The sequence below is a fragment of the Ancylobacter sp. Lp-2 genome, assembly GCF_020523795.1.
GTDB lineage: Bacteria > Pseudomonadota > Alphaproteobacteria > Rhizobiales > Xanthobacteraceae > Ancylobacter.
This window is the reverse complement of the sequence record NZ_JAJALI010000003.1, coordinates 314,908-337,381: the sequence shown is the minus strand read 5'-3', so window position 1 is coordinate 337,381 and position 22,474 is coordinate 314,908. Positions and strand designations below refer to the sequence as shown.

Sequence of the window (22,474 nt, the reverse complement as noted above, 5' to 3'; positions counted from 1 at the left end):
GGGCCTGCCCGTGCGTCTGCTCGTCGTCGAGGACGATCCCGATCTCAACCGCCAGCTCACCGAGGCGCTGACCGACGCCGGCTACGCCGTCGACCGCGCGCATGACGGCGAGGAGGGCCATTTTCTCGGCGACAGCGAGCCCTATGACGCGGTGGTGCTCGACATCGGCCTGCCGAAGCTGGACGGGTTGTCGGTGCTGGAAGCCTGGCGGCGCGACGGCAAGAAGATGCCGGTGCTGGTGCTCACCGCCCGCGACCGCTGGAGCGACAAGGTGCAGGGCTTCGACGCCGGCGCCGACGACTACGTGGCCAAGCCCTTCCACATGGAGGAGGTGCTCGCCCGCATCCGCGCGCTGCTGCGCCGTGCGGCCGGCCATGCCGCCAGCGAGCTGACCTGCGGCCCGGTGATGCTCGACACCCGTTCCGGCCGGGTGACGGTGGACGGGCGGGCGGTGAAGCTGACCTCGCACGAATACCGGCTGCTCGCCTATCTCATGCATCATGTCGGCCGGGTGGTCTCCCGCACCGAACTGGTCGAGCATCTCTACGACCAGGATTTCGACCGCGATTCCAACACCATCGAGGTGTTCGTCGGCCGGCTGCGCAAGAAGCTCGGCATCGACGTCATCCAGACCGTGCGCGGGCTCGGCTACCTGCTCGCCATGCCGGACCCGCCGCGCTGATGCGCTCGCGCTCGCTGGCGCTCCGGCTGTTCGTCTCTGCCACGCTGGTGATCGTGGCGGTGCTGGCCGTGACCGGCTTCGTGTTGTCCACCGCCTACCGGCAGGCGGTGGAGCGCGCCTTCGACCGCCGGCTCGACGTCTATCTCAAGACCATCGTCGCCGACGTCGCCAATTCCACCGCCGGCCAGATGCCCGAGCCGACCACGCTGGGCGACCCGATCTTCTCGTTCCCGCTCTCCGGCTGGTACTGGCAGATCGTGCGGCTCGACCGCACCGCCAAGGAGGTGAAGACCTCCCGCTCGCTGCCCGAGGGCACGCTGCCCATCCTGGTGGAAAAGGGCACCGATTCCGATTTGACAGGCCTGCGCGAAGACTACGCCAAGGGGCCGGCCGACCAGCGGCTGCGCGTCGTCGAGCGGGTGGTCGATCTCGGCGAGGACGGACGCTACGCCATCGCGGTCGCCGCCGACGCCAGCGAGATCGACGACGAGGTGGAAGGCTTCGACGCCGCCCTGACCATCACCCTCGCCGTGCTCGGCCTGGTGTTCCTGATGACGGTGGCGTTCCAGGTGCTGTTCGGGCTCAGGCCGCTCAAGCGCATGCTCGCCGCGCTCGCCGCCGTGCGCGAAGGACGCGCCGAGCGGCTGGAGGGCGACTATCCCATCGAGGTCGCGCCGCTCGCCACCGAGGTCAACGCGCTCATCGACACCAATCGCGAGATCGTCGAGCGCGCCCGCACCCATGTCGGCAATCTCGCCCATGCGCTGAAGACGCCGATCTCGGTGCTGCAGAACGAAGCCGGCCGGGCGCTGGCCGGCACGACCGATTCGCCGCTCGCCGCCAAGGTGCAGGAGCAGGCCGAGGTGATGAAGGGGCAGGTGGCGCACCATCTGGAGCGCGCCCGCATCGCCGCTCGCGCCAAGGTCGTCACCACGGTGGAGGAGGTCGGGCCGGTGGTCGAGAAGCTCACCGCCTCGCTTGGCAAGGTCTATCGCGGCCGTGGCATCGACGTGGAGACCGAGGTCGAAGGGGCGGCGCGCTTCCGCGGCGAGCGGCAGGATCTCGAGGAGATCGTCGGCAACCTCGTCGACAATGGCTGCAAATGGGCGCGCACCCTGGTCGAGGTGAACGTCCGGCCGGCGGCCGACGCGCCGGGGCAGCGGGCGGCCTTCGAGATCACCATCGACGATGACGGGCCCGGCCTCACCGAGGCGCAGCGCGGCGAAGCGATGAAGCGCGGCCGCCGGCTCGACGAGACGACGCCGGGCACGGGACTTGGGCTGTCCATCGTCTCCGAACTGGTCGGGCTCTATGGCGGTTCGCTCGCGCTCGACCGCTCCCCTTTCGGTGGGCTACGCTGCGTGGTGCGGTTGCCGGCCGCGTGAGGCTCGAGCGTCGCGGTTTCGCCCGAATCCTCCCGCTTTCTGCGCCGCACCGTTAGGTCTGGGGTTATTCGGAAGGGATTCTTGATGCGCGCTACCCACTTCGTCGCCGTTGCGCTGATCGGCGCGACGCTTGCCGGCTGCACCGCCACGCAGGAAAATCCGAACATGGTCGGCGGCGCGGCGACGGGTGCGCTGGCCGGCGGCGTCATCGGTGCCATTGCGGGGCGCAATGTCGCGGGCGCGGCCATCGGCGCGCTGGCCGGCGGCCTGATCGGCGGCGCCATCGGCAGCGCGCTCGATGAGCAGGACCGCCAGCGTGCCCAGCAGGCCGAGATGCAGGCGCTGGAATATGGCAATCCGGGCGCCCCGGTGAGCTGGCGCGGCGACAACGGCAATTACGGCACCATCGTGCCCGGCCCGACCTATGCCCGTGGCGGCTCGCCGCGTTGCCGCGAATTCACCCACACCATCTATATCGACGGCCAGCCGCAGACCGCGCGCGGCACCGCCTGCCGCAATCCGGACGGCACCTGGTCGCCGGTGGCGGGCTGAGTTCTGCCGCTTCCGGGCAGCGAGTCTGTGCGTCAAACCGCCCGCCGGCATGTGCCGGCGGGCGGTTTTCATTTGTCCGCAGGCTCACAGTCGCGTGAGAATGGGCCGATTTCTCGCGTGACTGTGAGGCTGCGGCGATCGGACCGAGGCTGTTACGGATTGGCGGCGACCGCCGCGTCGGCTACCTGAGCGCATTAGAGGAAGACTAATGTTGCTTTGGCTGGCCATATCCCTGATGACCGGCGCCGCCATCATGGCGGTGCTGTGGCCCCTGCGTCCGCGCGCCGGCGACGGCGTGTCCGACGGACAGGCCGATCTCGCCGTCTATCGCGACCAGCTCGCCGAGATCGACCGCGACCGTGCCGCCGGGCTGATCGGCGCGCCGGAGAGCGAGGCGGCGCGCACCGAGGTCGCCCGGCGCATGCTGCGCGTGGCGGAGGCCGATGCCGCCAACAGGATGGCGACCAGCAGCGACCGGCGGCGGCGACTGGCCGCGGCGGTGGCGCTCGTCGGCGTGCCGCTCTTCGCCGGCGGGCTTTATTTCGCGCTCGGTTCGCCGGAGCAGGGCGGCCAGCCGCTGGCGGCGCGGCTCGACGCCCGGCCGGAGCAGGCGGACGTCGCCATTCTGGTGCGGCGGGTCGAGGACCACCTCAATGCCAATCCCGACGATGGCCGCGGCTACGAGGTGATCGCGCCGATCTATATGCGCATCGGCCGCTTCGAGGACGCGGCGCGGGCGTGGGAAAACGCGATAAGGCTCAACGGCTCCGATGCCCGGGGGCAGAACGGTCTCGGAGAGGCGCTGCTGGCGCAGTCCGGCGGTGTCGTCACCGCCGAGGCCAAGGCGGCCTTCCAGGCGGCGCAGGCCGACGATCCCAAGGATCCGAAGGCGCGCTATTTCCTCGGCCTCGCCGCCGAGCAGGACGGCCGGCCGCAGGAGGCGGCGTCGATCTGGTCGGGGCTCGCCGCCGACACGCCCGCCGACGCGCCGTGGCGGCCGATGCTGGACGTGGCCCTGGCGCGGGTGGGAGCGCCCGTCGCACCGACGCCCGGGCCGAGCGCGGCCGATGTCGCCGCCGCCCAGCAGATGAGCGCCGAGGACCGCAGCGCCATGGTGCGCGGCATGGTCGACCGGCTGTCGCAGCGCCTCGCCGAGAACGGCGACGATCTCGACGGCTGGCTGCGCCTCATGCGGGCCTGGAACGTGCTCGGCGAGGGCAGCAAGGCCCGCGACGCCGCCGCCAAGGCGCGGGTACAGTTCGCCGCCGATACGCAGGCGCTCGGTCGCATCGACGCGCTCGCCCGCGAACTCGGGCTGGGGAGTTAACAACATGACCCGCAAGGGGCGCCGCCTCGTCCTCATCTCCTCCGCGCTGGGCGTGCTCGCCATCGCCGCCGGGCTGGTGCTGTTCGCGCTCAACGACACCATCGTGTTCTTCCGCTCGCCCAGCGAGATCGCCACGGAGCACACCGCGCCGGGCACGCGGCTGCGCATCGGCGGGCTGGTGAAGGACGGCAGCGTGGTGAAGAGCGATAATGTGCATGTGCGCTTCGCCATCACCGATGGCGGCGCCGAGGTCGAGGTCGCCTATGTCGGCATCCTTCCCGACCTGTTCCGCGAGGGGCAGGGAGTGATCGCGGAAGGCCGGCTGACCGGCCCGATGAGCTTCGCCGCCGACAGCGTGCTCGCCAAGCACGACGAGAAATACATGCCGCGCGAAGTGGTCGACGCGCTGAAGAAGCAGGGCGTCTGGCAGGAGGGCGCCAATGGCGCTCCCGTCAAGGCGAGCCAGGGGAGCAGCGTGCAATGAACCCGGAGATCGGCCATTACGCGCTGGTACTGGCGCTCGCCGTCGCCCTGCTGCAGACCGTGCTGCCGATCTGGGGCGCGCGCACCAACGACGATGCGCTGATGCGGGTCGGGCCGTCGCTGGCGCTGGCCTTCTGCGGTTTCGTCGCGCTGTCCTTCGCGGTGCTGGTCACGGCCTATGTGCAATCCGACTTCTCGGTGCTGAACGTCGTCGAGAACTCGCATTCCATGAAGCCGCTGCTGTTCAAGATCACCGGCACCTGGGGCAACCATGAGGGCTCGATGCTGCTCTGGGCGCTGGTGCTGGCGATCTTCGGCGGTACCGTGGCGCTGTTCGGCGGCAATCTGCCGGCGCGGCTGAAGGCGAACGTGCTGGGTGTGCAGGGCTCGATCGGCGTCGCCTTCACCGCCTTCCTGTTGCTGACCTCCAATCCCTTCACCCGGGTGATCCCGGCGCCGGCCGAGGGTCACGACCTCAACCCGGTGCTGCAGGATATCGGCCTCGCCATCCATCCGCCGCTGCTCTATCTCGGCTATGTCGGCTTCTCCGTGACCTTCTCTTTCGCGGTGGCGGCGTTGATCGATGGGCGGATCGACGCCGCCTGGGCGCGCTGGGTGCGGCCCTGGGCGCTGGGCGCCTGGGGCTTCCTCACCCTCGGCATCGCGATGGGCTCCTACTGGGCCTATTACGAACTCGGCTGGGGCGGCTGGTGGTTCTGGGACCCGGTGGAGAACGCCTCGCTGATGCCCTGGCTCGCCGGCACGGCGCTGATCCACTCCGCGGTGGTGATGGAGAAGCGCGACGCGCTCAAGGTGTGGACGGTGCTGCTCGCCGTCCTCGCCTTTTCGCTGTCGCTGCTCGGCACCTTCCTTGTGCGCTCCGGCGTGCTGACTTCGGTACATGCCTTCGCCACCGACCCCACGCGCGGTGTGTTCATCCTTGCCATCCTCATCTTTTTCATCGGCGGCTCGCTGACGCTGTTCGCCGCGCGTGCCGGCAGCCTGCGGCAGGGCGGTATCTTCGCGCCGATCTCCCGCGAGGGCGCGCTGGTGCTGAACAATCTCTTGCTCACCGCAGCGGCGGCGGCGGTGTTTGTCGGCACGCTCTACCCGCTGGCGCTGGAGGCGGTGACGGGCGAGAAGATCACCGTCGGGCCACCCTATTTCAATCTCACCGTCGGGGCGCTGATGCTGCCGGTGACGTTCGCCATGCCGTTCGGGCCGCTGCTGGCCTGGAAGCGCGGCGATCTTGCCGGTGCGGCGCAGCGGCTGATGCTTGCTTTCTTCCTCGGCCTGGTGGCCGCCGGTGTCGCCGCCTATGCGCAGGGCGGCGGGCCGGCGCTGACGCCGATCGGCATCGGGCTTGCCGCCTTCGTGGTGCTTGGCGCAGTGGTGGACGTTGCCGAGCGCGCCGGCATCGGCCGGGTGCCGGCCGCGACCGCCTTCGCCCGCTTCCGGGGCCTGCCGCGCGCGGCGCATGGTGCGGCGCTCGCCCATGCCGGCGTGGGCATCTGCCTGCTCGGCATCGTCGCCGAGACCAGCTGGAACAGCGAGACCATCATCGGCGCCAAGGTCGGCGACCGCTTCCCGGTGGGCGGCTACGAGCTGACGCTCGCGCGCCTTGAGCCGCGCACCGGGCCGAACTACCGCGAGTTGGTCGGGGTGTTCGACATCAGCCGCGGCGGGGCGAGCGTCGGCAGCATCGAATCTTCCAAGCGCCTGTTCACCGCCCGCAACATGCCGACCACCGAGGCCGGCATCCGCACCTTCGGCTTCAGCCAGCTTTATGTCAGCCTCGGCGACGAACTGCCGGGCGGCGGGCTCGCCATCCGTGCCTATTGGAAGCCGCTGGTGACGCTGATCTGGATCGGCGCGATCATCATGGCGCTGGGCGGGGTATTCTCGCTGAGCGACCGCCGGCTGCGCGTCGGCGCGCCGAAGCCGGCCCGCAAGGCGGTGCCCGCCGCAAAGCCGGTGGCCGCGGAATGAACCGGATGCGCAGCCTGTTCGCCGGAGTGGCGCTGCTCGTCGCGGGGCTGACGCCGCTCCACGCCGTGCAGCCGGACGAGGTGCTGCCCGACCCGGCGCAGGAGGCGCGGGCGCGCACGCTCTCGAAGGAGCTGCGCTGCATGGTCTGCCAGAACCAGTCCATCGACGATTCCGACGCGCCGCTCGCCAAGGACCTGCGCCTGCTAGTGCGTGAGCGCATCAAGGTTGGCGACAACGACCGGGCGGTGCTCGATTTCCTCGTCGCCCGCTATGGCGAGTTCGTGCTGCTGCGACCGAGCTGGCACGGCGCGAATGTGGTGTTGTGGACCGCGCCGTTCCTGATCCTTATCGGCGGCGGGCTGGCGATCTGGCTGCGGGCGCGCCGGCGCGACGCCGCCCCGGCTGCCGTTCCGGCGCTGTCGGCCGAAGAAAGGCGGAAGTTTGACGAGCTGATGAGCAAGTCGGACGACAGCATTACAAATGTTTAAGTTCCCCGCCAGCCTGCGTTAAGGCGACGCGCTCTAGGTTCTCGTTCAAGCCTCCTGCGGGAGGTAGCGAAGGTCGATGAACGAGGACTGACATATGTCGCGCAACGCGCTTCCCGAATCCAACAAGACCTCCACCCTGCGCAAGAGCCGCAGCCGGCTGCTCGCCGGCGTGTTCACCCTGGCGCTCGCCGGCGGTGCGGTCGGCGCCTTCGTCGTGCCGGAGGCGGTGACGCCGGCCTTCGCCCAGATCACCACCAACCAGCCGACCAACGCCTTCTCCTTCGCCGACATCGTCGAGAAGGTCTCGCCCGCCGTGGTGAGCGTGAAGGTGAAGAAGGACGAGCCGGAGGAGATGGCCTCCAACGACGACGAGCCCGGCGCGCAGAACGTGCCGCCGCAGATTGAGCGCTTCATGCGCCGCTTCGGCTTCGGCCCCGGCGGCCAGGGGGGCCCCGGCGGTCCCGGCCGTGGTCCCGGCCCGCAGGGCCATGGCCGCGTCGTCGGCCAGGGTTCCGGCTTCTTCATCTCCGGCGACGGCTATGTCGTGACCAACAATCACGTGGTCGACGGTGCCTCCGAGGTCGACGTGACCACCACCGATGGCAAGAGCTACACCGCCAAGGTGATCGGTACCGATCCGCGCACCGACGTCGCCCTGCTGAAGGTCGACGGCAAGGACAACTTCCCGTGGGTGAAACTCGCCGGCGCCCCGCCGCGCGTCGGTGACTGGGTGGTCGCTGTCGGCAACCCGTTCGGCCTCGGCGGTACCGTGACCGCCGGCATCGTCTCGGCTCGCGGCCGCGACATCGGCTCCGGCCCCTATGACGACTTCATCCAGATCGACGCGCCGATCAACCGCGGCAATTCGGGTGGCCCGACCTTCGGCCTCAATGGCGAGGTCATCGGCGTCAACACTGCGATCGTCTCGCCCTCGGGCGGCAATGTCGGCATCGCCTTCGCGATCCCGTCGGAGACGGTGTCGGAAGTCGTCGACGCCCTCAAGAACGGTGGAACGGTGGCGCGCGGCTATGTAGGCGTCCAGATCCAGCCGGTGAGCGAGGATGTCGCCGAGGCGCTCGGCCTGAAGGAAGCCCAGGGCGCGCTGATCGCTCAGGTGCAGCCGAATACGCCCGGTGAGAAGGCCGGCCTGAAGGCGGGTGACGTCGTCACCGCCATCGACGGCAAGGACATCAAGGACTCCCGCGAGATGTCGCGCGAGATCGCCAAGCTGAAGCCCGGCACCAGCGTGAAGCTGAGCGTGCTGCGCGACGGCAAGCCGATCACCGTGGCGGTGAATCTCGAGCAGCTGCCGACCGACGTCGCTTCCAACGACCAGAAGGGCGCTGACGAGGAGAAGGCGGACCGCAACACGCCGCGTCTCGGCCTGTCGCTGGCTCCCGCCAAGGGCGTTGCCGGTGCCGGTGAGCAGGGCGTGGTGGTGACCGAGGTCGACCCGAACGGCCCGGCCGCCGAACGCGGCATCAAGGCGGGCGACGTCATCCTCGACGTCGGCGGCAAGCCGGTCTCCAGCCCGGCCGATGTGCGCGCCGGCCTCGCCGACGCCCGCAAGGATAACCGCAAGGCGGTGCTGATGCGGGTGAAGTCCGAGCAGGGCACGCACTTCGTCGCCATCTCGCTCGGCAAGCAGAACGGCTGATCCCGGCCGTTTTCGCGAACCGACCGTTCGAAATCGGTTCCGGCTGCGGTCCGTTCCGTCGCCCCTTGGGTTGCAGCCGGTCCGATGGCGCGGGGGTCCGAAAGGGCTCCCGCGCTCTCCTTTGCGGGCAGTGCGGGCACCGCAGAGGTGCCTCTGCGATAGGCGGGAGGCCGAATATGCCGTACATCATGTCGAAACCGACTTCCGCTGCCGATTCCCTTCGGCCGCCGGTGCGCCCCGCGGGCGCCATCGACGTGCCGCCGATCGGCTATCCCTCCGCTGAAGACTTCACCATGCGCCTGCTCATCGTCGAAGACGACCGCTCCGCTGCCGACTACCTGCGCAAGGCGTTCCGCGAGGCGGGGCATATCGTCGATCTTGCCGGCGATGGCGAGGAGGGCCTCGCCCTCGCGCTCGAGGGCGGTTACGACGTGCTGGTGGTCGACCGCATGCTGCCGCGCCGCGACGGGCTGTCGCTGATCGCGGAATTGCGCGGGCGCAGCGACGCGACGCCGGTGCTGATCCTCTCCGCGCTCGGCCAGGTCGACGATCGGGTGACGGGATTGCGCGCCGGCGGCGACGATTATCTGCCCAAGCCCTACGCCTTCTCCGAACTGCTGGCCCGCGTCGAGGCGCTGGCCCGTCGCAGCGGGCCGCAGGCCACCGACATGCTTTATCGCGTCGCGGATCTGGAACTCGACCGGCTGGCGCACCGCGTCACCCGCGCCGGGCAGGAGATCGTGCTGCAGCCGCGCGAGTTCCGGCTGCTCGAATATCTCATGCGGCATGCCGGGCAGGTGGTGACCCGCACTATGCTGCTGGAGAATGTCTGGGACTACCACTTCGATCCGCAGACCAACGTGATCGACGTCCATGTCTCGCGGCTGCGCTCCAAGATCGACAAGGGGTTCGATCCGCCGCTTCTGCACACGGTGCGCGGGGCTGGATATGTCGTTCGTGACATCGCTCGGTAAGCTGGCCCGCACCACGGCGATCAAGCTGATCGCCGCTTACCTCCTGGTCTTCGCGGTCTTCGCCGGCTCGCTGATCGGCTATCTCGGCTGGCACACCCAGCGCCTCGTCACCCGACAGGCGAGCGAGGCGATCCAGTCCGATACCGATTTCTTGAAGGGCCAGTTCGAGCGCGGCGGGCTTTCCCGCCTCGTGCAGGTGGTGAACCGGCGCTCCCGCGCGCCCGATGCCGGGCTGCTGCTGCTGACCAGCTTCAACGGCGAGCCACTGGCCGGCAACGTGCTGAACCTGCCGCTGAATTTCCTGTCGCAGGAAGGCTGGCAGGAAATCGACTATCTGCGCTCCGACGACGCCACCCGGCCGCCGAGCCGGGCGCTGGTGCATGTCGTCTACCTGCCCGGCGAGTTCCGGCTCTTGGTCGGGCGCGACGTCGTCGAGCGCGAGGAGCTGCGCAAGATCATCATCGGCCCGGTGGTGTGGGGACTGGTGTTGCTGGTGGTGCTCGGTGTCGCCGGCGGCATCTTCGTGACGCGCCGGGTGCTCAAGCGCATCGACCAGATGACTGCCACCTCCGAGAGCATCATGGCCGGCAATCTCTCCGGCCGGCTGACGGTGGCGGGGACCGGTGACGAGTTCGACCGGCTGGCGCTGAGCCTCAACGCCATGCTGGAGCGTATCGAAGCGCTGATGGTCGGGCTCAAGCAGGTCTCCGACAACATCGCCCACGATCTGAAGACGCCGCTCACCCGGCTTCGCAATCGCGCCGAGGACGCGCTGCGCACCGCCCGCGACGACGAGGACTGGCGGGCGGCGACCGAGCAGACCATCGACGAATCCGACGGGCTGATCCGCACCTTCGACGCGCTCTTGATGATCGCGCGGGTGGAAGCGGGGCAGGGCCGGTCGGCGATGCAGCCGGTCGACCTCGCCGAGACGACGACCGGTGTCGCCGAGCTCTACGAGCCGCTTGCCGACGAGCAGGGGTTGGATCTCGATGTCACGATCGACGGACCGCTGATGGTGCTCGGCGTGCGGGAGTTGCTCGGGCAGGCACTGTCCAATCTCATCGACAACGCGATCAAATACGGCGCGCCCGACGTTCCCGGCGCACGCGGCCGCATCACCGTTTCAGCCAGCCGCGAGGGCGACATGGTGCGTCTCGCGGTCGCCGACAGCGGTGCGGGCATTCCGCCCGAGGAGCGGGCGCATGTGTTGCAACGCTTCGTGCGGCTCGAGAAGAGTCGGACCCAGCCGGGATCAGGGCTCGGGCTTTCGCTGGTCGCCGCGGTGGTGCAGCTGCATGGCGGCGCCATGCGGCTGGAGGACAGCGCGCCCGGCCTGCGCGTGGTGATCGAGCTGCCCGCCGAGGTGGAAATGGAGGATGCTGCCGCAACGTCGCCCGAGGATGCAGCACTTTGACAATTCTTTGCCTATAGACTGGGCGAAGGGCTGGAGGTGCACGGGCGAGATGGTTGAACGGCAGGGCAGGCGGAAGACGGCGCGGAAGGAACCGAGCGGACTGGCGGCGCGCATGCGCATGGGGGCGAGCGAGCCGGTCGTCTCTGCGCCGCACCCGCTCGCTGCGCTGGTCGAGACGGCCGAGGATCCCGTCCGCCTTCAGCTCGACGAGGTGCTGGCGGCCCATCCGGCAGCATCGGCCGTGCTGGCCAATATTGGCGCTCACTCGCCGTTCCTGTCCGAGCTGATCCGCCGAGACCCGCAACGGCTGCTGCGGCTGTTGACGAGCGAGCCGGAGGCGGGGCTCGCCGAGGCACGAGCCGCCATGATGAAGGTGGTGCGAGCGGCGACGGACGAAACCGAGATGATGGCAGCTCTGCGGCAGCTACGTGCCGAGACAGCGCTTGCGGTCGCGCTCGCCGATATCGGCGAGGTGTTCGACCTTGCCACCGTCACAGCCGAACTCACCGCCACCGCCGATGCCGCCATCTCGGCGGCGGTCGATTATCTGCTGCGCGAAGCGGTCGGAGCCGGCAAGCTGCGGAAATTCTCACGCGGTGTCAGTGGCTATGTGGTGCTCGCCATGGGCAAGCATGGCGCGCGCGAGCTCAATTATTCCAGCGATGTCGATCTCATCGTGCTCTACGATCCGGCGCGGGCGCCGCTCGGCAAGGATGTGGAGGCGGCGCCCTTCTTCGTGCGGCTGACGCGTCAGCTAGTGCGGCTGGTGCAGGAGCGCACCCCCGACGGCTATGTGGCGCGCGTCGACCTGCGGCTGCGGCCGGACCCCGCCTCAACGCAGGCCGCGCTCTCGGTCGACAGCGCGCTCGACTATTATGAGCGCGAGGGTGCGACCTGGGAGCGCGCCGCCTATATCAAGGCGCGGCCGATCGCCGGCGATCTGGCGCTCGGCGAAAGCTTCCTGAAGCAGATGGCGCCGTTCGTCTGGCGCCGCTCGCTGGACTACGCGGCGGTCGCCGATGTGCATGCGATGAAACAGGAGATCCATGCTTTTCGTGGCCACGACGCCGTGGCGGTCGAAGGGCATAACGTCAAGCTCGGGCGCGGCGGCATTCGCGAGATCGAATTCTTCGCCCAGACACAGCAGCTCATCGCCGGCGGTCGTGATGCCCGGTTGCGCACCCCGCGCACGCTGGAGGCGCTGGAACGGCTCGCCGAGGATGGCTGGATAGGCAAGACGGCGCGCGAGGAACTCAGCGAGGCTTATGTCTATCTGCGCCGGGTTGAGCATCGGCTACAGATGGTCGCCGACGAGCAGACCCACACGTTGCCCGACGAGCCGCAGGCGCTGGCGGCCTTCGCCGTCTTCATGGGCTATCCCTCGCGCGAGGCGTTCGCCGCCGAGCTGACCCGCCGTCTGACGCGCGTGCAGCGTCACTATTCCCGCCTGTTCGAGGATGCTCCGCCGCGTGCGGCGGTGGAGGGGCGGCTGGAATTTCCCGCCAAGGCAGATGACCGCGAGACGCTGGCGACGCTGCATCGGCTCGGCTACCAGCAACCGCAGCAGGCCAGTGCCACCGTGCGGGGTTGGTTGGCCGGCGAGCCGCGCGCGCTGCGCACCGCTACCGCACGCGAACGATTGGCCGCCATCGTACCGCTGCTTCTCGACGCGCTGGCGCGTGGCGGCGAGCCGGACCTGGCGCTGATCGCCGCCGATCGCTTCTTCCGCCAGCTTGCCACGGGGCTGCGGCTCCTCTCGGTGCTGGCGCGAAATCCCGACCTCGTGCGCCTGCTCGCCACCATCCTGTCGACCGCGCCGCGGCTGGGCGAAATCCTCGCTCGGCGGCCGGTGCTGTTCGACGCGCTGCTCGATCCTGCCTTCTTCGGTACGCTGCCGGATGAAGCGATGCTGGAGGCGCGGCTGCGCGCCCAGCTGGCCGAAGCGAGCGATGAAGAGGATCTGCTCGACCGTGCCCGCCGCTTCCGCCAGGAACAGCATGTGTTGATGGGCGTGCGCGTGCTGTCCGGTACGCTGCCGGCGGCGCAGGCGGGCGATGCTTTCGCGCGGCTTGCCGACGTGGTGATCCGGGTGCTGGGCGAGGCGGTGATCGCTCGCTTCCACGAAGCGCATGGCGAGCTGGCCGGTGGCGAGCTGGCGGTGCTGGCGATGGGCAAGCTCGGCGGGCGGGAGATGACCGCAGGGTCCGATCTCGATCTCATCGTGCTCTACGACTTCGACGACGAGGCGCCCGAATCCGACGGGCCGCGCCCGCTGCACGGCACGCAATATTACGCCCGGCTCACGCAGCGGCTGGTGAGCGCGCTCACCACGCCCACCAATGCCGGGCGGCTCTATGAGGTAGATCTGCGCCTGCGCCCTTCTGGCCGCGCGGGCCCCATCGCCACGCGGCTGCCGGCCTTCGAGGTCTACCAGGCCGAGGAGGCCTGGACCTGGGAGCATATGGCGTTGACGCGGGCGCGGGTGGTGCTGGCGTCGCCGGCTTTTCGCGGCAGGGTCGAGCAGGCGATCGCGGCCGTGCTCTGCCGGCGGCGCGACCCGGAGCGCCTGGCTGCCGACATTCTCGACATGCGCATGGCCATTGCCGAGGAGAAGGGGGACGGCCAGCCCTGGGACCTGAAATACAGCCAGGGGGGATTGGTCGACCTCGAATTCCTGGCGCAGTTCCTCGTGCTCGCCCATGGCGCTTCGCAGCCCGAAATCGTGCAGACGTCCACGGTGCGGGTGCTTACCAGCGCCGGGCGCGTAGGGGTGATCGAGGCCGCGGATGCGCAGTTGCTGACCCGCGCCTGCTCGCTGCTGCATGATCTCACGCAGGTGCTGCGTTTGGCCGTTACCGGCGTGTTCGATCCGACGCAGGCCAGCCCCGCCCTGCGCCAATTGCTGGCCCGCGCCGGTACCATGCCGGATTTCGCTACCCTCGACGCTCATCTGCGCGAGACGCAGCAGGAGGTGCGCGGTGTCTTCCTGCGCCTGTTATCCGACGCTGGTACGCCCCGACGGCGCTGAGTGTCAGCGGGTGAGCTTGTCGACGACCAGATCGCCGATCGCGAGGCTGGCGGTGAGGCCGGGCGATTCGATGCCGAACAGGTTGACCAGCTCCGGCACGCCGTGCTCGGCCGGCCCATCGATACGGAAATCCGCTGCCGGTGCGCCCGGGGGCGTGATCTTCGGCCGGATGCCCGCATAGGCGGGCACCAGCGCGCCATCGGGCAGCGCCGGCCAATAGCGCCGGATGGCGCCATAGAAGCGCTCGGCACGGGCCGGCTCGACATTGTAGTCGACCGCCTCGATCCATTCGGTATCCGGTCCGAACCGGGCCTGCCCGCCGAGGTCAAGCGTGAGGTGGACGCCGAGGCCCGCGGCCTCCGGGACCGGGTAGACCAAGCGCGAGAACGGCGCGCGGCCGGGCAGGGAATAATAGGAGCCCTTGCAGAGATAGGCCGGGGGGACGTGGCCTTGGTCGAGCCCCTCGATGGCGTTGGCCAGCGCGACGGCACCGTGGCCGGCCGAATTGACGAAGGTCGTGGCGAGAAGCGTCATCGGCTCGGCGCCGCCGACGTCGAGGAGAATGCCGGCGTCTGTCACCTTGCCACCAAGGATGGGGGCGTTGAAGGCGATGGCGCCGCCGCGATCCTCGATGTCGCCTTGCAGCGCGAGCATCAGGCCGTGACTGTCGATGATGCCGGTCGAGGGCGACAGCAGCGCCGCGTCGACCGCAAGTGCCGGTTCCATCTCGCGAATTTCTGCCCGGTCCAGGGGGGCGAGGTCGACGACGCCGCAGGCGGCGGCCTGGGTCCGGATGCCGTCGAGCTTCGCGATCTCCGCTTCGCCGCTGGCGACGATCAGCTTGCCGCAGCGCCGGTGGCCGATGCCGCGCTCGGCGCAATAGACATAGAGCCGATCCCGGCCGTTGACGCAGAGCCGGGCCTTCAGCGATCCGGGCTTGTAGTAGATGCCGGCATGGATCACCTCGCTGTTGCGGGCGGAGGTTTCCGAGCCGATGAGGCCATGGGCCTCCAGCACCAGCACCTCGCGCCCGGCGAGGGCGAGCGCCCGCGCGACCGCCAGCCCCACCACTCCGGCCCCCGCGACCACGCAATCGACGGGGACGGCTTCGGCGATGGAAAGTGCGGGCATGGAGTACGATCCGGTGGACGATGAGGCCAAAGCTAGCCTGCTTCGGTCTCGTCCGACAATTCGCCGGCGGCATTGCGGTATTGCAGGCCGGGACGACCGTTCAGCGGCAGGCGGATGATCACGGTGGTGCCGACGCCCTCGGAGGAGCGGATGCGCATGGTGCCGCCATGGAGCTCGACCAGCGACTTGGCGATGGCGAGGCCGAGGCCGGATCCCTTGTGCGTCTTGGTGAACTGGCTCTCGACCTGTTCGAAGGGGCGGCCGATCTTGGCGAGGGCGCTTTTCGGGATGCCGATGCCGGTATCCTCGATCACCAGCAGCGCCGACTGGGCGGTGCGGCGGGTGCGCAGGGTGATGCGGCCGTGCTCGGGGGTGAACTTGATGGCGTTGGAGATCAGGTTCAGCGCGATCTGCTTGAGTGCCCGCCGGTCGGCCTCGACCACCAGCTCCGGGTCGGCCTCGGAGATGACGGCGAGGTGCTTCTCATCCGCCCGCACCGACATGACGCGGATGGCGTCGGTGACGATCTCGTCGAGCTTGGTCGGCTGCAGGCTGAGCTGCATGCGGCCAGCCTCGATGCGCGACATGTCGAGGATGTCGTTGATGACGTCGAGGAGATAGCGGCCGGAATCGCGGATATCGCGGCTGTACTCGTTGTATTTCTCGCTGCCGAGCGGGCCGAACAGGCCGCTCTCCATCAATTCGGAGAAGCCGATGATGGCGTTGAGCGGCGTGCGCAGCTCATGGCTCATATTGGCAAGGAATTCCGACTTGGCGCGGTTGGCGTCCTCGGCCCTGGTCTTCTCGTCGGCGTAGTTCTGCGCCAGCTCGGCGAGCTGCAGCGCCTGCATTTCCAGCGTCTGCTGCGATTTGCGGAGATCGGCGACCAGCGCCATCAGCCGCTTCTCGCTGTCCATCAGCCGTTCTTCGTGGCGTTTCAGCGCGGTGATGTCGGTGCCGACCGAGACATAGCCGCCGTCCTTGGTGCGGCGTTCGGCGATCTTCAGCCAGCGCCCGCCTTCGATCTGCGCCTCGAAGGAGCGCGCGCCTTCCTCCGGTCGGTCCTCTGAGCGCAGCGGAATGCGCACCACCGGCTGGCGCAGCTGGGTGGCGATGGTGTCGAACGGGGTGCCGGGCGCCAGGGTGGTGTCGCCGAAGCCGTGCAGGGTCTGGAATTTCGAGTTGGACAGCACCAGCCGGTTGGAGCTGTCCCACAGCACGAAGGATTCCGAAATGCTCTCGATGGCGTCGCGCAGCCGCATGTCGGCGGTGGCGGTGCGCTCGGCGAGGCGGCGCTCCTCGGTGACATCGACGGCGATGCCGACCAGATGCGGCGGCTCGCCATTTTCTTGCGCCACCACCTCGGCTCGTGCTCGCAGCCATACCCAATGGCCGTCGGCATGCCGCATGCGGAACACGCGCTCGATGATGCGGCCCGGCTTGTCGGCGATTTCCTTGGCGACGTCATAGAGGTCGACGTCGTCGGGATGCACGAGGCCCGAGACATCGCCGAAGGAGACGAGTTCGTCGCGCGGTTCGAGGCCCAGCATCTCGAACATCGATTCCGACCAGAACATGCGCCCGCGGCCCATGTCCCAGTCCCATAGGCCGCAGCGGCCGCGCGAAAGCGCGGTGTCGATGCGGGCGCGCACCGTGTCGTAGATGCCGTCGGCCTCGCGGGCCCGCGTCGCCTGCCAGTGGAAGGCGAAGCCGAGGATCAGCAGCACGCCGCCGGTGGTCGAGAGCAGGGTGACGGTGAGAATGGTGTCGGATTGCCAGGTCGACAGCGCGCCGGCCAGCGGCTGGATGGCCACCAGCTGGAAGGGCTGGCCGGGAATGTTCCGGACGGTGGCGAGGCCGTCGCGGCCGTCGCTCAACGTGACGTCGAGCACGCCGGCGCTCTCGGCGAAGATGGTCAGCGCCTGGGCATTGGCGAGCACGAAGCGGATATCGGCGACGATGGCCGGATCGTCATCGCTGGCGGCGCGCACATTGCCGCTGGCGTCGGCAATCGCGTAGCGTCGGCGGGCTTCCGCCGCGCGCACTGGCAGGCTCGCCTTCAGCGTGGTGGTCAGGGTGACGGTGTCGGTGGCGCCGCTTTGGCCCTGATGCTGGCGCAGCTCGCTGGCGACGGCGAGGGTGAACAGCGCCAGTTCGTCCTTGGCGTCGGTGATGGAATCGGCGCGATAGGCGCGGATCTGCACCACGGCGGCGACCGCGACGATGGCGATGAAGGCGACGATGAGCGCCGGCACCGCCCGGCGCATGAAGGGTTCGGCATCGACCAGCCGCTGATAGGCGGGTCGAGCGACTGAGCGTGCCAGGCCGCGCATGGCCTGAACGCGCACAGACGCGCCCGCAGCGTTGGCGCGTGCCATCGCCGGCCTCCCCCTAACACACTTGCCCTGATCCCGTGTCCGGCGGCCCATCCCTGCCCGCCGAATCACCACTGATTTGAATCGAAACGGCCCCTCCCTGTCCAGAGTCCCTGAGAGTCAAGTTAACGATTCAGCAACTTTAAGGGGTATCCCCGAGCTCAAATCGAGTCCGCCCAGACAGTTACGCCGGGATGGCGCATCAGCCGCATGGACGATGATCCGATCGGGATGCTATGGCCGCACGACATGGAGCCCATGAAGGGAGAAAATCATGACCGATATTTGGTTCCGCACCGGTGAAGCGACGGTGCTCGCGGCCGAAGGCCAGTTCACCGACGCGATGCCGGAGATCCTCATCGGCTCGGTGCGTGGCCCCGCCGGCCAGGCCTTCGCCTCCATGATGGGGCAGGCGGCCGGCCATACCCGCATGTTCGTGATCCGCGACCTCAACCAGATGGTGCGGCCGGCGACCATGATGACCTCCAAGGTCACCATCCCCTCCGCGGCCTATGTCGAGCTGCTGGGCGGCGTGGTGCAGGCGGCCATCGGCGACGCCATCGTCGACTGTCTTGCCGAGGGCATCCTGCCGAAGGACCAGGCCGACGAGCTGTGCATGATCGTCATGGTGTGGCTCGATCCCCGCTGCCCGGAGGATCCGAACCTCGACCTCAAGGACCTCTACCGCACCAACCACGAGGCGATGAAGATCGCCATCGAGCGGGCGCTGACCGGCAAGCCGACGGCGGACGAGCTGATCGCCAACCGCAAGAGCGTCAAGCACTACGCGCTGGACGGCGTGGTCGAGTACTGAGCGCCTCAGCCGGCGGGCGCGGCCTCTGTGTCGCGCCCGACGATGCGGGTCTCGACGCGGCCTTCCTCCAGCCGGGTGGCGACCGCGATGCGATCGCGCCCGGCATCCTTGGCCGCGTAGAGTGCCCGGTCGGCGGCCTGCACGAGCTGATCGGGCGTGCGCAGCCGGCGCTGCTGGCCGAAGCGGAACAGGGTGAGGCCGATGCAGATCGTCACCCGGCCGAACGGACTGCCGCTATGCGGGATCGCCAGCCGCTCCACCGCCTCGGCCATGCGCCGGGCGACGGCAATGGCCTCGTCCAGGTCGATGTCGACCAGGATGGCGGCGAACTCCTCGCCGCCATAGCGGGTGACGATGTCGCGCGTCGGCCGCCCGACCTGCTGCAACGCCTCTGCCACGGCACGCAGGCAGTCGTCGCCGGCCTGATGGCCGTAGAGGTCGTTGAACGACTTGAAATAATCGACGTCGAGCATCGACAACACGAGGCTTGGCCGCTCGCGCCGCGTGCGCCGGAACTCGCGCTCCAGGCACTTGTCGAACTTGCGGCGGTTGGGCAGCTCGGTGAGGCTGTCGATCTCCGCCAGCAGCCGTAGCCGGCGATTGGCGGTGATCAGGTCGTGCTCCAGCTGCCGGCGCTGGCGGATGGTCGCCTCCAGCTCGCGCTCGACCTCCTTCTGCGGGGTGATGTCGACGCTGGTGGCCAGCATGCGGGCCGGGCGGCCGTCCGGCGTGTGGGCGATGACCTTGCCGCGGCTGAGGATGAAGCGCCAGCCGCCGTCCTTGTGGCGCAGCCGGTAGGTGGCCTCGAAATCGCGGCGCGTGCCGGCGAGGATCGGCGCCATCGCCGCCTGCACGATCTTGCGGTCGGAGGGGTGCACGATGCGCCAGGGCTCGTCCTGGTCGGCGAGCTCCTCCGGTGCGTAGCCCAGCGCACGCTTCCACTGCTGCGAGCGCCAGACGCGGTTCTCGACGATGTCGTAGTCCCAGACCCACTGGCCGGCGCTTTCCAGCGCGAAGCTCGACCGCTCGGCGGCCTGGCGGAGGGCGTCCAGTGCCTCGGTGGCAGCGGTGACGTCGGCGAGGGCCAGCGACAGGCCGTCATCGAGCCGCGTGGCGGACAGGCGCAGCAGGCGCCGGTTGCCTTGCTCGATGGTGAGATCGGCTTCGATCGTGCCCCCCGGCTCGACCGGCAGGCGGTCGAGCAGCGTGTCGGCGGCCGGCAGCCACTCGGCGAGCGTCCGGCCGGCGAGGTCGGTCGGCGCGGTGATCAGCTCGCGGAAACATCGATTGCAAACGAGGACGCGGCGGTGCCTGTCGAGGGTGCACAGCCCGACGGGCGCCAGCTCGTAGGCCGACCCGCCGCCGCCGGCGGATGCTGTTTCGAACGCGCCCGATGTCCTCTCGCCCATGACGGCCGACGGTCTTCCTTGCTGCGCTGCACTACGAAGACACTAGCACGACTGTAACGCCGCGCACGGCGGAAGTTCGGCCGGGGCGACGGCCCCGGCGCGCTTTACGCCAGCGAACGGCTGACGATGTCGGTGACGTCCGGCGACAGGCCGGGCGTGCCGGCGATGCGGCGCAGGGCCGCCTCGGCCTTTGTCCGCCGGCCTTCCTCCAGCACACGCCAGCTCTTGAACGCGCCGAGCAGCCGCGCCGCCAACTGCGGGTTCGAGCCGTCGAGGCCGAGCACGGTGTCGGCGAGGAAATCGTAGCCGGCGCCGTCCGCGCGGTTGAACTGCGTCGGGTTGCTGGCGGCGAAGCTGCCGATCAGCGCGCGCACCCGGTTGGGGTTGCGCAGCGAGAAGGCGGGATGGCCGGTCAGCTCGCGGATGCGGTCCAGCGTCGCCGGCTCGGCGATCTGCGCCTGCAGGGCGAACCATTTGTCGATCACCAGCGGATCGTCGCGGAAGCGCTCGTAGAAGTCGGCCAGCACCTCATCGCGATGCTGGGGCGCGTAATGCGTCAATGTGGTCAGCGCCTGCAGCCGGTCGGTCATGTTGTCGGCGGCGCGGTAGAGGCCGAGCGCGCGGGCGACGCCCTCGCCGGTCCCCGCCTCGGCGAGCAGGCTGAGGCAGGCATTGCGCAGCGCCCGCCGCCCGGCGGAGGCGGCGTCCGGCGAGTAGGGGCCTGGAGCGGCGAAGCGCTCGAAGGCGTGCGCTAGCGGATCGGCGAGCGCGGTGCCGATGGCGCGGCGCAGCGTGCCGCGTGCGGCGTTGACGGCGTCCGGATCGACGTCCTGGCCGATCTCGCGGGCGATGTCGCTTTCCGAGGGGACGAGGATCACCTGGCTGACGAGGGCGGGGTCGAGCGCGGGATCGGCGAGGCTGGCGCCCATGGCGGCGATCAGCGCCTCCGGCCCCGGCAGGTTGCGGCCGGAGCGCGCCGCCTGCGTCGCCTCGATCAGATAGGCGAAGGCGATGGTCTGCACCGCCTCGAAGCGGTTGAACGGGTCGTGGTCGTGGCGGGCGAGGAAGACGAGGTCCTCGGTCGACAGGTTGCTGACCAGCCGCACCGGCGCCGAGAAGCCGCGATTGAGCGAGGCCACCGGCCGCTCGGCGACGTTGCGGAACACGAAGCTGGCGCGGGCGGTGTCGACGGTGAGCACGCCGCCGACCGGCGAGGAGCCGTCGGCGAGGGTGAGCGGCAGGTCCTCGCCCGAGGGCGCGACGAGGCCGATGGCGAGCGGGATCACCAGCGGCTGCTTGTCCGGCTGGCCGGGCGTCGGCGGCACGGACTGCTCGACGTCGAGCCGATAGCTCTTCTCCGCCGGGTTCCACTCGCCGGTGACGGTGAGCTGCGGCGTGCCGGCCTGCGCGTACCACAGGGCGAAGTGACCGAGATCGGTACCGGTGGCGTCGGCGAAGCAGGCGAGGAAATCCTCGATGGTCGCCGCCTCGCCGTCATGGCGCTCGAAATAGAGGTCCATGCCATTGCGGAAACCGTCCGGCCCCAGAAGGGTCTTCAGCATCCGCACCACCTCGGCGCCCTTCTCGTAGACGGTGGCGGTGTAGAAGTTGTTGATCTCGCGATAGGTGCTCGGCCGCACCGGATGGGCGAGCGGGCCGGCATCCTCGCTGAACTGGAAGGCCTTCAACAGCCGCACATCCATGATGCGCTTCACCGGCCGCGAGCGCTCGTCGGAGGTGAATTCCTGGTCGCGGAAGACGGTGAGGCCTTCCTTCAGGCACAGCTGGAACCAGTCGCGGCAGGTGATGCGGTTGCCGGTCCAGTTGTGGAAATATTCATGGGCGATGATGCCCTCGATGCTGGAATAGTCGGAATCCGTCGCGGTCTCCGGGCTCGCCAGCACGTATTTGTCGTTGAAGATATTGAGGCCCTTATTCTCCATCGCGCCCATGTTGAAATCGGCGACGGCGACGATGTTGAACACGTCGAGATCATATTCGCAGCCGAAGACTTCCTCGTCCCAGCGCATGGAGCGCTTGAGCGCGTCCATGGCGTAGCCGGCGCGGGCGGACTTGCCGGCCTCGACATAGATGCCGAGCTCGACCTCGCGGCCGGTGGCGGTGACGAAACGGTCACCGACGCGGTCGAGCCGGCCGCCGACCAGCGCGAACAGGTAGCAGGGCTTCGGCCACGGATCGTGCCACACCGCGAAGTGCCGCGAGGTGCCGGGGATCTCGCCCTCTTCGACCTTGTTGCCGTTGCCGAGCAGCACCGGCGCCTCGGCCCGGTCGGCCTCGATGCGGGTGGTGTAGACGGCGAGCACATCCGGACGGTCCGGGAAATAGGTGATGCGGCGGAAGCCCTCGGCCTCGCACTGGGTGCAGTAGCTGCCGCTGGAGCGGTAGAGGCCCATCAGCTTGGTGTTGGCGGAGGGATCGAGCTGCGTCTCGATCTCCAGCACCAGCGGGCGCTGCGGCGGCGCCAGCAGGGTGAGCGAGGACGGGGTGACGCTGTAGGCGTTGCCCGCCAGCGCCGCGCCGTCGAGCGCCAGCGACTTCAGCACCAGCTCGTCGCCGTCGAGCACGATGGGCGAGCCCTCGCGGCCGAGCGGGTTCGGCCGCATGGCGAGCCGGGCGCGGATCGTCGTCGCGGTGGGGTGGAGGCCGATGTCGAGATCGACGGTATCGACCAGCCAGTCCGGCGGCCGGTAATCCGCGAGACGGACGGGCTTCGGATCGGCATCACGCATCATCGCTTACTCC

General features: G+C 69.2%; 16 protein-coding genes. 12 read left to right on the top strand and 4 right to left on the bottom strand.

The window, feature by feature from the left end:
• Window positions 1-10 precede the first annotated feature (10 nt).
• The 11 genes from LGR54_RS09815 (at window position 11) to LGR54_RS09765 (ending at window position 13,982) form a co-directional block, all read left to right on the top strand.
• The gene (locus tag LGR54_RS09815; RefSeq protein WP_214011396.1) at window positions 11-682 is read left to right on the top strand and encodes a response regulator transcription factor; all 672 of its coding nucleotides are present in this window, start codon (window positions 11-13) and stop codon (window positions 680-682) included.
• Window positions 682-2,067, top strand: a complete 1,386-nt coding sequence (locus LGR54_RS09810; RefSeq protein WP_230361785.1) for an ATP-binding protein — start codon at window positions 682-684, stop codon at window positions 2,065-2,067. Before LGR54_RS09815 ends, LGR54_RS09810 begins: the two co-directional genes overlap by 1 nt.
• An 84-nt stretch (window positions 2,068-2,151) precedes the next feature.
• On the top strand, window positions 2,152-2,619 hold the full coding sequence (locus tag LGR54_RS09805; RefSeq protein ID WP_230361784.1) for a glycine zipper domain-containing protein: 468 nt from the start codon (window positions 2,152-2,154) through the stop codon (window positions 2,617-2,619).
• A gap of 208 nt (window positions 2,620-2,827) precedes the next feature.
• Window positions 2,828-3,946, top strand: a complete 1,119-nt coding sequence (gene ccmI / locus LGR54_RS09800) for a c-type cytochrome biogenesis protein CcmI (RefSeq protein ID WP_230361783.1) — start codon at window positions 2,828-2,830, stop codon at window positions 3,944-3,946.
• A 4-nt stretch (window positions 3,947-3,950) separates the two neighbouring features.
• Window positions 3,951-4,430, top strand: coding sequence for a cytochrome c maturation protein CcmE (gene ccmE, locus LGR54_RS09795; protein WP_230361782.1), 480 nt, complete (start codon window positions 3,951-3,953; stop codon window positions 4,428-4,430).
• A complete protein-coding gene (locus tag LGR54_RS09790) occupies window positions 4,427-6,418 on the top strand; it encodes a heme lyase CcmF/NrfE family subunit (RefSeq protein WP_230361781.1) in 1,992 nt (663 codons plus the stop codon). The genes ccmE and LGR54_RS09790 overlap by 4 nt, the downstream gene beginning before the upstream one ends.
• Window positions 6,415-6,906 (top strand): cytochrome c-type biogenesis protein, encoded by a 492-nt coding sequence (locus LGR54_RS09785; RefSeq protein WP_370638173.1) that lies wholly within the window; start codon window positions 6,415-6,417, stop codon window positions 6,904-6,906. The genes LGR54_RS09790 and LGR54_RS09785 overlap by 4 nt, the downstream gene beginning before the upstream one ends.
• Window positions 6,907-7,000: 94 nt before the next feature.
• Window positions 7,001-8,563: a Do family serine endopeptidase gene (locus tag LGR54_RS09780; protein WP_230361779.1), complete on the top strand. Its 1,563-nt coding sequence runs from the start codon at window positions 7,001-7,003 to the stop codon at window positions 8,561-8,563.
• 293 nt (window positions 8,564-8,856) lie between these two features.
• On the top strand, window positions 8,857-9,537 hold the full coding sequence (locus LGR54_RS09775; protein ID WP_230362081.1) for a response regulator transcription factor: 681 nt from the start codon (window positions 8,857-8,859) through the stop codon (window positions 9,535-9,537).
• The gene (locus tag LGR54_RS09770; RefSeq protein ID WP_230361778.1) at window positions 9,521-10,954 is read left to right on the top strand and encodes an ATP-binding protein; all 1,434 of its coding nucleotides are present in this window, start codon (window positions 9,521-9,523) and stop codon (window positions 10,952-10,954) included. The genes LGR54_RS09775 and LGR54_RS09770 overlap by 17 nt, the downstream gene beginning before the upstream one ends.
• A 49-nt stretch (window positions 10,955-11,003) precedes the next feature.
• The gene (locus LGR54_RS09765; RefSeq protein WP_230361777.1) at window positions 11,004-13,982 is read left to right on the top strand and encodes a bifunctional [glutamine synthetase] adenylyltransferase/[glutamine synthetase]-adenylyl-L-tyrosine phosphorylase; all 2,979 of its coding nucleotides are present in this window, start codon (window positions 11,004-11,006) and stop codon (window positions 13,980-13,982) included.
• 3 nt (window positions 13,983-13,985) lie between these two features.
• Here LGR54_RS09765 and LGR54_RS09760 read toward each other — a convergent pair whose 3' ends face one another.
• Window positions 13,986-15,113, bottom strand: a complete 1,128-nt coding sequence (locus LGR54_RS09760; protein WP_230361776.1) for an NAD(P)/FAD-dependent oxidoreductase — start codon at window positions 15,111-15,113, stop codon at window positions 13,986-13,988.
• A 32-nt stretch (window positions 15,114-15,145) separates the two neighbouring features.
• The gene (locus tag LGR54_RS09755) at window positions 15,146-17,491 is read right to left on the bottom strand and encodes an ATP-binding protein (RefSeq protein ID WP_230361775.1); all 2,346 of its coding nucleotides are present in this window, start codon (window positions 17,489-17,491) and stop codon (window positions 15,146-15,148) included.
• A 271-nt stretch (window positions 17,492-17,762) separates the two neighbouring features.
• On the opposite strand from LGR54_RS09755, the gene LGR54_RS09750 reads away from it, so the two are divergent.
• A complete protein-coding gene (locus tag LGR54_RS09750) occupies window positions 17,763-18,302 on the top strand; it encodes a formaldehyde-activating enzyme (RefSeq protein WP_230361774.1) in 540 nt (179 codons plus the stop codon).
• A 5-nt stretch (window positions 18,303-18,307) separates the two neighbouring features.
• Here the strand turns inward: LGR54_RS09750 and LGR54_RS09745 are convergent, their stop codons facing one another.
• Both LGR54_RS09745 and pepN read right to left on the bottom strand, forming a co-directional pair.
• Entirely contained in the window at window positions 18,308-19,711 is a 1,404-nt protein-coding gene (locus tag LGR54_RS09745; RefSeq protein WP_230361773.1) for a sensor domain-containing diguanylate cyclase, read from the bottom strand.
• Window positions 19,712-19,815: 104 nt separating this feature from the next.
• On the bottom strand, window positions 19,816-22,461 hold the full coding sequence (gene pepN / locus LGR54_RS09740; RefSeq protein ID WP_370638187.1) for an aminopeptidase N: 2,646 nt from the start codon (window positions 22,459-22,461) through the stop codon (window positions 19,816-19,818).
• Window positions 22,462-22,474: the final 13 nt, after the last annotated feature.

What these genes read in the sequence shown, in the direction of transcription:
- LGR54_RS09810 (WP_230361785.1), top strand. Translation starts at nt 682, where the DNA reads ATGCGCTCGCGCTCGCTGGCGCTCCGGCTGTTCGTCTCTGCCACGCTG.
- LGR54_RS09805 (WP_230361784.1), top strand. Translation starts at nt 2,152, where the DNA reads ATGCGCGCTACCCACTTCGTCGCCGTTGCGCTGATCGGCGCGACGCTT.
- ccmI (WP_230361783.1), top strand. Translation starts at nt 2,828, where the DNA reads ATGTTGCTTTGGCTGGCCATATCCCTGATGACCGGCGCCGCCATCATG.
- ccmE (WP_230361782.1), top strand. Translation starts at nt 3,951, where the DNA reads ATGACCCGCAAGGGGCGCCGCCTCGTCCTCATCTCCTCCGCGCTGGGC.
- LGR54_RS09790 (WP_230361781.1), top strand. Translation starts at nt 4,427, where the DNA reads ATGAACCCGGAGATCGGCCATTACGCGCTGGTACTGGCGCTCGCCGTC.
- LGR54_RS09785 (WP_370638173.1), top strand. Translation starts at nt 6,415, where the DNA reads ATGAACCGGATGCGCAGCCTGTTCGCCGGAGTGGCGCTGCTCGTCGCG.
- LGR54_RS09780 (WP_230361779.1), top strand. Translation starts at nt 7,001, where the DNA reads ATGTCGCGCAACGCGCTTCCCGAATCCAACAAGACCTCCACCCTGCGC.
- LGR54_RS09775 (WP_230362081.1), top strand. Translation starts at nt 8,857, where the DNA reads ATGCGCCTGCTCATCGTCGAAGACGACCGCTCCGCTGCCGACTACCTG.
- LGR54_RS09765 (WP_230361777.1), top strand. Translation starts at nt 11,004, where the DNA reads ATGGTTGAACGGCAGGGCAGGCGGAAGACGGCGCGGAAGGAACCGAGC.
- LGR54_RS09760 (WP_230361776.1), bottom strand. Translation starts at nt 15,113, where the DNA reads ATGCCCGCACTTTCCATCGCCGAAGCCGTCCCCGTCGATTGCGTGGTC.
- LGR54_RS09755 (WP_230361775.1), bottom strand. Translation starts at nt 17,491, where the DNA reads ATGGCACGCGCCAACGCTGCGGGCGCGTCTGTGCGCGTTCAGGCCATG.
- LGR54_RS09750 (WP_230361774.1), top strand. Translation starts at nt 17,763, where the DNA reads ATGACCGATATTTGGTTCCGCACCGGTGAAGCGACGGTGCTCGCGGCC.
- LGR54_RS09745 (WP_230361773.1), bottom strand. Translation starts at nt 19,711, where the DNA reads ATGGGCGAGAGGACATCGGGCGCGTTCGAAACAGCATCCGCCGGCGGC.
- pepN (WP_370638187.1), bottom strand. Translation starts at nt 22,461, where the DNA reads ATGCGTGATGCCGATCCGAAGCCCGTCCGTCTCGCGGATTACCGGCCG.